This window comes from Sphingomonas sp. GW821-FHT04B01 (assembly GCF_059420425.1).
This window is the reverse complement of record NZ_JBWKTR010000008.1, coordinates 82,964-93,552: the sequence shown is the minus strand read 5'-3', so window position 1 is coordinate 93,552 and position 10,589 is coordinate 82,964. Positions and strand designations below refer to the sequence as shown.

Genomic DNA, 10,589 nt, shown 5'->3' with positions numbered 1-10,589 from the left:
CTCAGCCGTTCAGCACGGGCCCGATCGTCGCGGGGTCGATGCGGTCGCGCTCGGCGATCACGACCAGCCGGGTGGCGCGCGCCTCGCCCGGCCGCCACGGCCGGTCGTATTGCGTCCGCACCCGCGCGCCGACCGCCTGGACGAGCAGCCGCATCGGCTTGCCGCGCACCGCCGCATAGCCCTTGACGCGCAGCACGTCGGACTCGCGCGCGAGCCGTTCGATCCGCGCGACCAGATCGGCGGGATCGTCGATCTCGCCGGTTTCGTGGACGAGGCTGTCGAAATCGTCGTGCTCATGCTCGTCCTCGCCGTCATGATGCGAGGGGCGGGCGGCGATGTCGTCCTCGGCCGCGGCGTCGAGACCGAGGATCACCGCGGGATCGATCACGCCGTCGGTCAGCTCGACCACCGGCACCGGCCGCGGCGCCTCGGCGGCGATCACCGCTCGGGCGGCGGCGACGCCCTCCGGCCCGGCGAGGTCGGCCTTGGTCAGCAGCACCATGTCGGCACAGGCGAGCTGGTCCTCGAACACCTCCGCCAGCGGCGTCTCGTGGTCGATCCCCGGATCGGCGGCGCGCTGCGCGTCGAGCGCGGCGACATCGGTGGCGAAGCGACCGGCGGCGACCGCCTCGGCGTCGGCCAGCGCGATGACGCCGTCGACGGTGATGCGCGAGCGGATCGCCGGCCAGTCGAACGCCTTCAGCAGCGGCTTGGGCAGCGCCAGGCCTGATGTCTCGATGAGGATATGGTCGGGGCGCGGGTCGAGCGCGAGCAAGGTCTCCACCGTCGGGATGAAATCGTCGGCGACGGTGCAGCAGATGCAGCCATTGGCCAGCTCGACGACATTCTCCGCCGGGCAATCGGGGATCGCGCAGCCCTTAAGGATGTCGCCGTCGACACCCAAGGTGCCGAATTCGTTGACCACCACCGCGAGCCGGCGGCCGTTGGCGTTGCGGATCAGATGGCTGATCAGCGTCGTCTTGCCGGCGCCGAGGAAGCCGGTGACGATGGTGACGGGGATCTTGGCGAGTTGTGGATCGGCCACGGATGTTCCTTCGCGAGCGCCGCGACGACGAGAACACGGTGGGGCCACATATCGCCGATGCGCGAGCGACGGACGGGCGCTTCGCATGTCGCCCGCGCCACGCACCGATGCGGGCCAACCGCATGGGTCTTCGTCGCTCAGACGGAACACCGTGCCCCGGCCATCCCCTGGACCAAAGCAAGAGCGACCCTATCGCCGGCAGGTTTCCTGGCTCGCGGGTCGTCGCTCGGGGCACGGCCTTCCCGGATCGGGCGAACCCTTGCCAGTGGCCGCCTTCCCGCGGGGGGAAGGCATGTGTCCGTCGCTCGCCGCTTACAGTTGCAGGGACAGCCGCGGCATTGGAGCCGAGGCCCCGCACCGCATTCCCATTTACGCCCTCTTGCGAAGGGCACCGACGCGATCATGGCACCGGAGACCGGCGCCGCCGGTCGACTTAGCCGCTACCGCCGGCTTTGCCAATCGCGCAGGCGGGCGGAGACGGCGATCGCTGTGTACGGTTTCGTACATAGCCCGTTTCCGGTCGACTTGCCGCCGTTAACCATTAGAGCCCGTGCGCAGCAGGAAGGGTTCTCCCGATCCTTCGTGTGCAGTTCTCCAGGACTGTCGGAGCCGTCGCCGCATCATGCCGGCGGCGGCTCCACCCCGCCCCGTCAATGCGCCGCGAGGTGTGCGGCCTCATCCTCGATCAGCCGGCTGATCGAGCGTTGCAGCGTATCGTGCGACACCGGCTTTTCGATCACCGTCGATCCCGGCGGGCATTCGCCGCAGCGTTCGGGATAGCCGGTGACGTAGAGGATCGGGATGCGGCGTCCCTTGGCGATCCGCTCGACCGCACGGACCCCGGAGCCGTGGACGAGCTTGACGTCGGCGATGATCATGCCCGGCATGCAGCGCTGCGCCGCCGCTTCCGCCGCTTCCTGCGTCTCCACGATCTCCGTGCTGCCGGCACCGGCGAGCACCGCGGCGTCGGCGACGAACTGGCCGAACAAATAGGAATCCTCGATGATCAGCACATGGGTCATGACCGCTCCCGGCAGTATCCGGGGGCCGGCAGGCCAGAGGTGGCGACGCCGTCTCCCGAACCGGTTCCTAATGCGTCATGCTGATCTAAGTTCCTGATAGAGGTCATTTTCCGCATGTTCGACGGGCGATGCGTCCGGTCCCCGGCACGGTGCGTTGACGCCGCGCACGAGGAGAGAATGATGACCGACACGACCGATCAGAATGGCCCCGCCGAAAGCTACGGCGACCTGCCGATCCAGCCGACCGGATCGGGTGTCGCCGATCTCGAGATCGCCTATGAGCAGATGAAGCTCGCCGAACAGGCCGAGGCGGATGTCGGCGCGGTCGCGGTGACGCCGACCGATGCCAGCGACGCCGCCGCCGAGAGCGCCGCCCACCCGAGCTGAGCGACGGGACGGCGCTTGCGAGGCAGCGGCGGCACGGTGCCGCAAGGAGAATGACGATCTTCCACCTGATCTTTGCGACGCCGTCCCTGTACGTCATCGTCCGTTGGCTGCTGCCGCTGTCCCTGCCGCTTTGGGCGAAGGGCGGCGTCGCGGTGACGCTGCTCGCCGCCTCGCAATATCATTTATGGAGCCGCCTCTCGTCGGGATCGGTGTTCGCGCCGGAATTCCCGCGCGCGATCGTCATCCTGTTCAACTGGGCCTTCGGCGCCATCCTGTTGCTCGCGCTGCTGCAGATCGTGCTCGATCTCGGCACGCTCGCTACGATGGTGGTGCGGCGCGAGGTGGTGGGGGCGCCCGATGCGGCCCGCTATGGCATCGCCGGCGTCGCGGCGCTGCTCGCTGCGATCGGCGTCGCCGGGGCGATCCGCGTGCCGCCGGTGCGCGACATCACCGTCGCGGTGCGCGACCTGCCGCCGTCGTTCGACGGCTACCGGCTGATCCAGCTCACCGACCTGCATATCAGCCGTCTGTTTCCGCAGCGCTGGACCCGTGCCGTCGTCGATCGCACCAATGCCGCGGGGGCCGACCTGATCGTCGTCACCGGCGACTTCATCGACGGATCGGTCGACATGCGCCGCGCCGACGTCGCCCCGCTCGCCGGATTGCGTGCGCCCGACGGCGTCTACGCCATTCCCGGCAACCACGAATATTTCTTCGATTACGGCGGCTGGATGCGGCACCTCGCCGGGCTCGGCTTTCGCATGCTGCCGAACGCGCATCGCGTGCTGACGCGTGGCGGCGACGGGCTGGTGCTCGCCGGGGTCACCGACGCCTCCGCGCCGTCGCATGGCGAGCCCGGCCCCGATCTCGACGCCGCACTGTCACGCCGCCCGCCGGGCGCGCCAGTCCTCCTGCTCGACCATCAGCCGCGCAACGCGCGTCGGGCGGCGGCGCGCGGGGTCGCGCTGCAACTGTCCGGCCACACGCATGGCGGGATGATCGTCGGGCTCGACCGATTGTTCAGGCCCGCGAACGGCGGCTTCGTGTCGGGCCGTTATGCGGTGGACGGCATGACGCTCTACGTCAGCAACGGCACCGGCCTGTGGCCGGGCTTCGCGCTACGCCTCGGCCGGCCGCCGGAGATCACCCGGATCACGCTCCGCGCCGCAGCTGGCGGAGGCTGAGCTACAGACCGAGCTTGTCGAGCGCGGCGGCGAGTTCGGCGTCGATCGCCGCCGCTTCGCCCTTCGGCGTGAGACGGTTGAGTGCGGTCTGCACGCGGGTCTGCGCGACCTGAAGCGTCTTGTAGCGCACCTCGCGCGTCGCATTGGTCCGCCACGACGGGCTCTCGCCGAGCAACGCCGCCCATTTCGCCTCTTCGACGGCGAGGATCGCCAGCGCCAGCCGCAATCCGTCGCGCCGGCCGCGGGCATAATCGTCGGAAGGGGGCGGGGTCTTCAAACCGGGGCCACGCCGTCGGCATTGACCAGATCCGGCCCGACCAACGTGCCGACCAGCCGCACGCGTTTCTCGACCAGATCGACAGGCGTGCGATGAAGCTCCAGCTCGAACCGCCCGCCCGAATCGCGGCGCAGGTAGAAGGCGCCGCCGTCGCGGATCAACGTGCCGGTTTCATCGACCCGGGTTCCGATTGCGATCATAAGGAATTGGGCCTCGTGCTGGGATGCCGGAACAGGCGGCGGGGGAGAGCCGAAGGCTCGATCCCCCGCCCAACCGGTCGGGCCGTTGCCGGTCTTGCCGGCGGCTCCTCTCCTGCCGTTTCTGTTTCGATCCGCCCGGACACGGTAACTGGAACCTGCCGGAGATCGGGACAAAAAGAAAGGCCGATCGAAACGACCGGCCGTAAAAGTTTTTAGGAGAGGATGCCTGAAAGGCACGCTCTTTGTGCAGCGCAGCACCCGATCTCGCAAGTGCAAATGGTAGCGCTCAACCTGCAAAGTTTGCAATCGCAACCAATGCGGCGTTCCGGGCCGGTCAGTCGCGCTTCTTGCCCGAATTGGCGAAAAGGACCGCTGCCGCCACCGCGGCGGAGCCGATGCCGACACCGATGATCCGCATCGGCCAATGGCTCTTGGTCGACGGATCGCGCGTGTTCGCGGCGGCATCCTGTTGCGCCTTGGCCGCGGCGGCCGCGGCGAGAATCTCATTGGGCTGATCCGACATATTACTCTCCCTTGCCCCGCTTGTAGCGCGCGCGGAACGCGTTCGCGAACGGGGTCAGTTCCTGGGCTGCAATGGCGCGTCGCAGGTCCGCCATCAAGCATTCGTAGAACCAGATGTTATGCTCGGTCATCAGCATTGCGCCGAGAATCTCGCCGGACCGGACGAGATGATGGATATAGGCCCGGCTCCACGTCGTGCAGGCGGGGCAGGCGCATTCGGCGTCGAGCGGCCCCTGGTCCTCGGCGAATCTGGCGTTGCGCAGGTTGATCGGCCCGTCGCGGGTAAAGGCCTGCCCCGTCCGTCCGGACCGCGTCGGCATCACGCAGTCGAACATGTCGATGCCGCGCTCGACCGCGCCGACGATATCGTCGGGCTTGCCGACCCCCATCAGATAACGCGGCTGATCCGCCGGCAGCTGCGCGGGCGCAAAGTCGAGGCAGCCGAACATCGCCTCCTGCCCCTCGCCGACGGCGAGGCCGCCGACCGCATAGCCGTCGAAGCCGATGTCGACGAGCGCGTCCGCCGACGCCTTGCGCAGCCCCTCGTCGAGCGCGCCCTGCTGGATGCCGAAGATCGCATTGTTGGCGCCATGGTCGCCGCCCGCGTCGAACGCGGCGCGGCTGCGCTTCGCCCAGCGCATCGAGCGCTCCATCGCCGCGGCCTGTACCTCGCGCGTCGAGGTGGTCGGCACCAGTTCGTCGAAGGCCATGACGATGTTGGAGCCGAGCAGGCGCTGGATCTCGATCGACCGTTCCGGGCTGAGCAGATGGCGGGTGCCGTCGAGATGCGACTTGAACGACACGCCCTCCTCGGAGCGTTTGGTGAGATCGGCGAGGCTCATCACCTGATAGCCGCCCGAATCGGTGAGGATCGGCCGCTCCCACCCCATGAAGGCGTGGAGCCCGCCGAGCCGCGCCACCCGTTCCGCACCGGGACGCAGCATCAGGTGATAGGTGTTGCCGAGGATGATGTCGGCGCCGCTCGCCGCGACGTCCGCCGGCTTCATCGCCTTAACCGTGGCGGCGGTGCCGACCGGCATGAAGGCGGGGGTGCGGATCGTGCCGCGCTGCATCTGGATGGAGCCGGTGCGGGCACGGCCGTCGGTGGCGGCGATGGTGAAGGCGAAACGCGGGGACATGATCGTCCCGCTTTGGCGAAGCCGGCGCGCGGTGTCGAGCGTCGGGGTGCGATAGCAAGGCGATGGGCTGGCGGCTGGAACGACCTCAGGGATTTCGCGCGTTCGCTCCTTCGTCACACCGGATCAAACCGACACCTCGCCGAAGGTCCGCATCATCGGTTGAGCAGTACAGTGCTCCTGCGAAAGCAGGAGCCTAGGATCAAGCAAAGCAACGCCTTATGGCGCTCGGGACTCCTGAGCTCCTGCTTTCGCAGGAGCGCGGGGCAGTGTTGCAGACGTCTCGAGTCCAGTCCGGTTGACGGATCTCGTTTGAGTCGCAGCCTCAGCGGATGTCGACCGGTCTCAGCGCTTGCGCTTGCCGGGCGGCCCCATCGTCCGGCCGGCCATGGCGCGGATCGTCAGCAGCTCCTTGCGGGTGACGAAGCCGTCTTTGTCGACGTCGAGCCGCGCGAAGATGCGCGCGAACGCCGCCTGCAGCTCGGCGAGGGTGATCCGATTGTCGCCGTCGCCGTCGACCTCGAACGGGCTCGGCAGCGCATTGCGGTCGCCGAGCCAGCGCTCCGCCCAGTCGGCGAAGGCGATATAGCCGATCGTGCCGGCCTGCGCGCTGTCGACCGCGGCGAAGCTGCGGCGCACGCCTGCGTCGAGCTCGGCGCGGCTGGTCCGCCCGTCGCCGTCGGCATCGAACCCCGCGATCGCCATGCCGACCGGCTCGACGACGAAGGTCGCCGGCGGCTGGCCCGGCGCGGCGGGCGCGGGCGAGGCCGGGACGGCGGCCTGGAGCAGCAGCGCGAGCAGCATCACGATCGCGCCGGCAGCAGCAGCGACGCATCGCCATAACTGTAGAAGCGATAGCCCGCGGCGATCGCATGCGCGTAGGCCGCCTGCATCCGCTCCCGCCCCATCAGCGCCGATACCAGCATGAACAGCGTCGATTTGGGCAGATGGAAGTTGGTCACCAGCCCGTCGATGCCGCGGAAGGCGTAACCGGGGGTGATGAAGATCGCGGTGTCGCCCTCGAACGGGGCGATGACGCCATCGGCGCGCGCGGCGCTTTCGATCAGGCGCAGCGATGTGGTGCCGACCGCGATCACCCGGCCGCCGTTCGTACGCACCGCGTTGAGCCGGTCGGCGGTCGCGGCGTCGATCCGGCCCCATTCGGCGTGCATGCGGTGATCGGCGGTGTCCTCCGCCTTGACCGGCAGGAAGGTGCCGGCGCCGACGTGCAGCGTCAGCGTCTCGTGCGCGATCCCCGCCGCGGCGAACGCGTCGATCAGCGCCGGGGTGAAGTGCAGCGCCGCGGTGGGCGCGGCGACCGCACCGGGTTCGGCGGCGAACATCGTCTGGTAATCGGTCGCATCCTGCGCGTCGGTCGGGCGCTTGGCGGCGATATAGGGGGGCAGCGGCATGCGGCCGGCGCGCTCGAGCAGCAGCTCGACCGGCTCGTCGCCGGCGAAGTCGAGCGCGAAGCTGCCGTCCTCGCCGCGATCGGAGGCACGCGCGCCGACCCCCGCGCCGAAGTCGATCGTATCGCCGTCGCGCAGCCGCTTGGCGTTGCGGATGAAGGCTCGCCAGCGGCGCGGCCCCTCGCGCTTGTGCAGCGTCGCGCCGATCGTCGCATCGCCACGCCGCCCTTCGAGCTGCGCGGGGATGACGCGCGTGTCGTTGAACACCAGGCAGTCGCCGGCGCGCAGCTGGCCGGGCAGGGCGCCGACGGTCAGGTCACGCGTCGCCTCGCCGTCGAGGACGAGCAGCCGCGCCGCATCGCGCGGCACCGCCGGACGCAGCGCGATCCGCTCGGCCGGCAGGTCGAAGTCGAAAAGGTCGACCCTCACTTGCGCGCGGGCGCAGCCCCGGCGGGCGCACGCTTGGGCGCGGCGGTGCCGGCCGGGCCCGCACCGGGCAGCGTCACCGGCGCGCCGAGCGTCACCGGCGCCGGCGCGGCCGCGGCGGTATAGGGCGGGGGATTGTCGGCGGCGATATAGGCGCGGACGATCCGGGTCGGATTGGCGGGCGGCTCGCCGCGTTCGATCGCGTCGACATATTGCATCCCGTCGATCACCCGCCCGAACACGGTATACTTCTTGTCGAGGCTGAGCCGCGGTTGGAAGACGATGAAGAACTGGCTGTTGGCGCTGTTCTCGGCATCGGCCCGCGCCGCCGACACCGCGCCGCGGACGTGCGGCAGATAGTTGAACTCGGCCGCGACGTTGGGCAGCGTCGAGCCGCCGGTGCCGTCGCCCTTGGGATCGCCGCCCTGCGCCATGAAGCCGTCGATCACGCGGTGGAACAGCAGGCCGTTGTAGAAGCCCTGCCGGGTCAGCGTCTTGACCCGCTCGACCATCTTCGGCGCGACATCGGGGCGCAGCCAGATCGTCACCCGGCCGCCGTCCGACAGATCGATCAGCCAGAGGTTTTCCTTGTCGGTGGTCGCCGGCGGCGTCGCCCGTTCGGCGACCCCGGGCACCGCCTGCGCCGCGGCGGCGGTCGCTGCAAAGGGCAGCGCGAACAGGCAGAGAAGAAACGCGAACAGACGGGCGAACGGGCGCATGGAATATCCAACCTTGGGTGGTGCCGGCGGCTTAAAACAAAATGCGGATTGCACCAAACTGAACGTGGTCAGACGTTCCTGATACTTGGTCTGCGTCTCGCGCCGCTGCCCCGCTGGTCGATCCGCTATCATACTCACGTCGTCACCCCGGACTCGTTCCGGGGTCCACCCTGCGGCGAGGAGAGGCTTGAGGAGCAAGCGCGCAATTGCGGCCCGGTGGACCCCGGAACCAGTCCGGGGTGACGGGCCGTTGGGGAGATCGATCGAGCCTCGTCACGCCACCTTGTCCGATAGCCTTGGCCGTGGGGTACCGTGCGGAGCGCCCTCAGCTGCCCTTGCGGCCGATCACCTCGACGCGGGCGACCACTTCGGCGCAGACCGCGGGGGTGACGAACTTGCCGATCGGGCCGCCGAACAAAGCGATTTCCTTGACCAGCCGGCTGGCGATCGGTTGCAGCGCGACGTCGGCCATCAGGAAGACGGTCTCGACCCGCGGATTGATCTGCTGGTTCATCCCCGCCATCTGATATTCGTATTCGAAGTCGGCCACCGCGCGCAGGCCGCGGATGATGACCCTGGCGCCCTGGCGTTCGGCGAAGTCCATCAGCAGCGAATCGAAGGCGACGACCTCGACCGTGCCGCCGATCCCCGCCACCTCGCGGCGGACGATCGCCATCCGCTCCTCGATCGTGAACATCGGCGACTTGGACGGGTTGGTGGTGACGCCGATCATCAGCCGGTCGACCAGCTTCGCGCCGCGCCGGATGATGTCCATATGCCCCAAAGTGATGGGGTCGAAGGTGCCGGGATAGACGCCGATCCGCTCTGCCATGTCGTTCCCCTTCAGCGATCGCGTTCGACGACGTAGCGCGCGACCTCGCGCAGCACGTCGGCTTCGGCGCCGTACCCGTGGAGGTGCCGTACCGCCTGGTCGACGAGCATGCGGCATTGCTCGCGCGCCCGGTCGACGCCGAGCAGCGACAGGAACGTCTCCTTGCCCGCCTCGCCGTCCTTGCGCAGCGCCTTGCCGACCACCGCCTCGTCGCCCTCGGCATCGAGCAGGTCGTCGGCGATCTGGAAGGCGAGGCCGAGGTCGTGCGCATAGCCGTGCAGGCTGCGCCGCCCCTCCGGCGGCACGCGGCCGAGGATCGCACCCAGCTCCACCGAAACGGAGATCAGCGCGCCGGTCTTCATCTGCTGCAGCCGGGTGACGGTGGCGAGATCGAAGCGCGAGCGTTCGGCGACGAGGTCCATCATCTGCCCGCCGGCCATGCCGCCCGGCCCGGAGGCGCGCGCCAGTTCCATCACCAGCTCGGCGCGGACGAAGGGATCGGCGTGCGTCCTGGGATCGGCGAGGATCTCGAACGCCAGCGCGTGCAGGCAGTCGCCGGCGAGGATCGCGGTCGCCTCGTCAAATGCCTTGTGGACGGTCGGCTTGCCGCGGCGCAGGTCGTCGTCGTCCATCGCCGGCAGATCGTCGTGGATCAGCGAATAGACGTGGATCGCCTCCACCGCGAGCGCGACGTCGCCCGAACAGTCGCGGTCGACGCCGAACAGATCGGCGGTCGCGCCGACCAGCAGCGGCCGCAGCCGCTTGCCGCCGCCGATCGCCGCATGCCGCATCGCGCGATACAGATCGGCGCGGGGATCGTCGGGGATCGCCAGCAGCCGGTCGAACCGCGCGTCGATGTCCGCGGACATGCGCGCCAGTGCCGCATCGAGCGTCGTCGTCACGCGATCAGCCTGCGGCAAAGGGGCGCGTCGCCGTCGCCTTGCCCTCGGCATCGAGGCGGATCGCCTCGATCCGCGCCTGCGCGGCGTCGAGCCGCTCGGCGCAGCGCTGGCGCAGACGGTCGCCGCGCTCGTAGAGCTGGATCGATTCGTCCAGCGTCGCCTCGCCGCTTTCGAGCCGGCCGACGATCCGTTCCAGCTCCTTGAGCGCGTCTTCGAACGACAGGCTTTCGATAGGATTATCCATGGCCTCGCTATGCGGCAGCGCCGCAGCAGGCGCAAGCACGGGCGGCGGCATCGCCGCGTCGGCTCAGCGGCGGGCGGTCCAGGTGTAGAGCACCGACACGCCGACCAGCCCGAGGTCGATCGCCGCCTGGACGCGATGCGGGCGCGGATCGCCGATGTCGTGGGTGAGCAACCGGATGTCCGGCGTCGGGTGGCGCAGCGCGAGCAGCGAGGCGAGCGCGATGCCTGCCACGGCCAGTTTCCGACGGTCCCTCATCGCGCAATCCTCCCGATAAGTGAATTCCT

At 69.3% G+C, this 10,589-nt stretch carries 15 protein-coding genes and 1 riboswitch; of the genes, 2 read left to right on the top strand and 13 right to left on the bottom strand.

Going from position 1 to position 10,589, the window contains the following annotated elements; all coding sequences use genetic code 11:
* Position 1: 1 nt before the first annotated feature.
* Both cobW and AC07UH_RS17220 read right to left on the bottom strand, forming a co-directional pair.
* Complete coding sequence (gene cobW / locus AC07UH_RS17225) at positions 2 to 1,045, bottom strand: cobalamin biosynthesis protein CobW (RefSeq protein ID WP_495181258.1); 1,044 nt, start codon at positions 1,043 to 1,045, stop codon at positions 2 to 4.
* A gap of 180 nt (positions 1,046 to 1,225) precedes the next feature.
* Positions 1,226 to 1,456, bottom strand: a riboswitch (cobalamin riboswitch).
* 239 nt (positions 1,457 to 1,695) lie between these two features.
* Positions 1,696 to 2,067 (bottom strand): response regulator, encoded by a 372-nt coding sequence (locus tag AC07UH_RS17220; RefSeq protein ID WP_137899010.1) that lies wholly within the window; start codon positions 2,065 to 2,067, stop codon positions 1,696 to 1,698.
* Positions 2,068 to 2,247: 180 nt separating this feature from the next.
* On the opposite strand from AC07UH_RS17220, the gene AC07UH_RS17215 reads away from it, so the two are divergent.
* The gene (locus AC07UH_RS17215; protein ID WP_137899009.1) at positions 2,248 to 2,454 is read left to right on the top strand and encodes a hypothetical protein; all 207 of its coding nucleotides are present in this window, start codon (positions 2,248 to 2,250) and stop codon (positions 2,452 to 2,454) included.
* A gap of 50 nt (positions 2,455 to 2,504) precedes the next feature.
* Complete coding sequence (locus AC07UH_RS17210; protein WP_495181259.1) at positions 2,505 to 3,638, top strand: metallophosphoesterase; 1,134 nt, start codon at positions 2,505 to 2,507, stop codon at positions 3,636 to 3,638.
* A gap of 1 nt (position 3,639) precedes the next feature.
* Here the strand turns inward: AC07UH_RS17210 and AC07UH_RS17205 are convergent, their stop codons facing one another.
* The 11 genes from AC07UH_RS17205 to AC07UH_RS17155 all read right to left on the bottom strand — a co-directional run bounded on the left by AC07UH_RS17205 (position 3,640) and on the right by AC07UH_RS17155 (position 10,560).
* A complete protein-coding gene (locus AC07UH_RS17205) occupies positions 3,640 to 3,915 on the bottom strand; it encodes a hypothetical protein (protein WP_137899007.1) in 276 nt (91 codons plus the stop codon).
* Positions 3,912 to 4,115, bottom strand: a complete 204-nt coding sequence (locus AC07UH_RS17200; RefSeq protein WP_038665404.1) for a DUF5818 domain-containing protein — start codon at positions 4,113 to 4,115, stop codon at positions 3,912 to 3,914. The genes AC07UH_RS17205 and AC07UH_RS17200 overlap by 4 nt, the downstream gene beginning before the upstream one ends.
* A gap of 334 nt (positions 4,116 to 4,449) precedes the next feature.
* Positions 4,450 to 4,638 carry a hypothetical protein gene (locus AC07UH_RS17195; RefSeq protein ID WP_038665407.1) on the bottom strand — a complete coding sequence of 63 codons (189 nt, stop codon included), beginning with the start codon at positions 4,636 to 4,638 and terminating at the stop codon, positions 4,450 to 4,452.
* 1 nt (position 4,639) lies between these two features.
* Complete coding sequence (gene tgt / locus AC07UH_RS17190; protein ID WP_495181260.1) at positions 4,640 to 5,776, bottom strand: tRNA guanosine(34) transglycosylase Tgt; 1,137 nt, start codon at positions 5,774 to 5,776, stop codon at positions 4,640 to 4,642.
* 342 nt (positions 5,777 to 6,118) lie between these two features.
* On the bottom strand, positions 6,119 to 6,577 hold the full coding sequence (locus tag AC07UH_RS17185; protein ID WP_495181261.1) for an EF-hand domain-containing protein: 459 nt from the start codon (positions 6,575 to 6,577) through the stop codon (positions 6,119 to 6,121).
* The gene (queA, locus tag AC07UH_RS17180) at positions 6,577 to 7,611 is read right to left on the bottom strand and encodes a tRNA preQ1(34) S-adenosylmethionine ribosyltransferase-isomerase QueA (RefSeq protein ID WP_495181262.1); all 1,035 of its coding nucleotides are present in this window, start codon (positions 7,609 to 7,611) and stop codon (positions 6,577 to 6,579) included. Before queA ends, AC07UH_RS17185 begins: the two co-directional genes overlap by 1 nt.
* Positions 7,608 to 8,327, bottom strand: a complete 720-nt coding sequence (locus tag AC07UH_RS17175) for a peptidylprolyl isomerase (RefSeq protein ID WP_495181263.1) — start codon at positions 8,325 to 8,327, stop codon at positions 7,608 to 7,610. The genes queA and AC07UH_RS17175 overlap by 4 nt, the downstream gene beginning before the upstream one ends.
* A gap of 325 nt (positions 8,328 to 8,652) precedes the next feature.
* Positions 8,653 to 9,159 carry a pantetheine-phosphate adenylyltransferase gene (coaD, locus tag AC07UH_RS17170; RefSeq protein ID WP_038665421.1) on the bottom strand — a complete coding sequence of 169 codons (507 nt, stop codon included), beginning with the start codon at positions 9,157 to 9,159 and terminating at the stop codon, positions 8,653 to 8,655.
* An 11-nt stretch (positions 9,160 to 9,170) separates the two neighbouring features.
* Complete coding sequence (locus tag AC07UH_RS17165) at positions 9,171 to 10,028, bottom strand: polyprenyl synthetase family protein (protein WP_249340680.1); 858 nt, start codon at positions 10,026 to 10,028, stop codon at positions 9,171 to 9,173.
* A gap of 37 nt (positions 10,029 to 10,065) precedes the next feature.
* On the bottom strand, positions 10,066 to 10,305 hold the full coding sequence (locus AC07UH_RS17160; RefSeq protein ID WP_038665424.1) for an exodeoxyribonuclease VII small subunit: 240 nt from the start codon (positions 10,303 to 10,305) through the stop codon (positions 10,066 to 10,068).
* 63 nt (positions 10,306 to 10,368) lie between these two features.
* Positions 10,369 to 10,560, bottom strand: a complete 192-nt coding sequence (locus tag AC07UH_RS17155; protein ID WP_038665427.1) for a hypothetical protein — start codon at positions 10,558 to 10,560, stop codon at positions 10,369 to 10,371.
* Positions 10,561 to 10,589: the final 29 nt, after the last annotated feature.

Bases quoted from the DNA above. Each gene is read 5' to 3' on its own strand.
- AC07UH_RS17200 (WP_038665404.1), bottom strand. From the start codon at position 4,115: ATGATCGCAATCGGAACCCGGGTCGATGAAACCGGCACGTTGATCCGC.
- AC07UH_RS17185 (WP_495181261.1), bottom strand. From the start codon at position 6,577: ATGCTGCTCGCGCTGCTGCTCCAGGCCGCCGTCCCGGCCTCGCCCGCG.
- AC07UH_RS17160 (WP_038665424.1), bottom strand. From the start codon at position 10,305: ATGGATAATCCTATCGAAAGCCTGTCGTTCGAAGACGCGCTCAAGGAG.
- AC07UH_RS17220 (WP_137899010.1), bottom strand. From the start codon at position 2,067: ATGACCCATGTGCTGATCATCGAGGATTCCTATTTGTTCGGCCAGTTC.
- AC07UH_RS17215 (WP_137899009.1), top strand. From the start codon at position 2,248: ATGACCGACACGACCGATCAGAATGGCCCCGCCGAAAGCTACGGCGAC.
- AC07UH_RS17175 (WP_495181263.1), bottom strand. From the start codon at position 8,327: ATGCGCCCGTTCGCCCGTCTGTTCGCGTTTCTTCTCTGCCTGTTCGCG.
- tgt (WP_495181260.1), bottom strand. From the start codon at position 5,776: ATGTCCCCGCGTTTCGCCTTCACCATCGCCGCCACCGACGGCCGTGCC.
- AC07UH_RS17155 (WP_038665427.1), bottom strand. From the start codon at position 10,560: ATGAGGGACCGTCGGAAACTGGCCGTGGCAGGCATCGCGCTCGCCTCG.
- coaD (WP_038665421.1), bottom strand. From the start codon at position 9,159: ATGGCAGAGCGGATCGGCGTCTATCCCGGCACCTTCGACCCCATCACT.
- AC07UH_RS17195 (WP_038665407.1), bottom strand. From the start codon at position 4,638: ATGTCGGATCAGCCCAATGAGATTCTCGCCGCGGCCGCCGCGGCCAAG.
- AC07UH_RS17165 (WP_249340680.1), bottom strand. From the start codon at position 10,028: ATGTCCGCGGACATCGACGCGCGGTTCGACCGGCTGCTGGCGATCCCC.
- AC07UH_RS17210 (WP_495181259.1), top strand. From the start codon at position 2,505: ATGACGATCTTCCACCTGATCTTTGCGACGCCGTCCCTGTACGTCATC.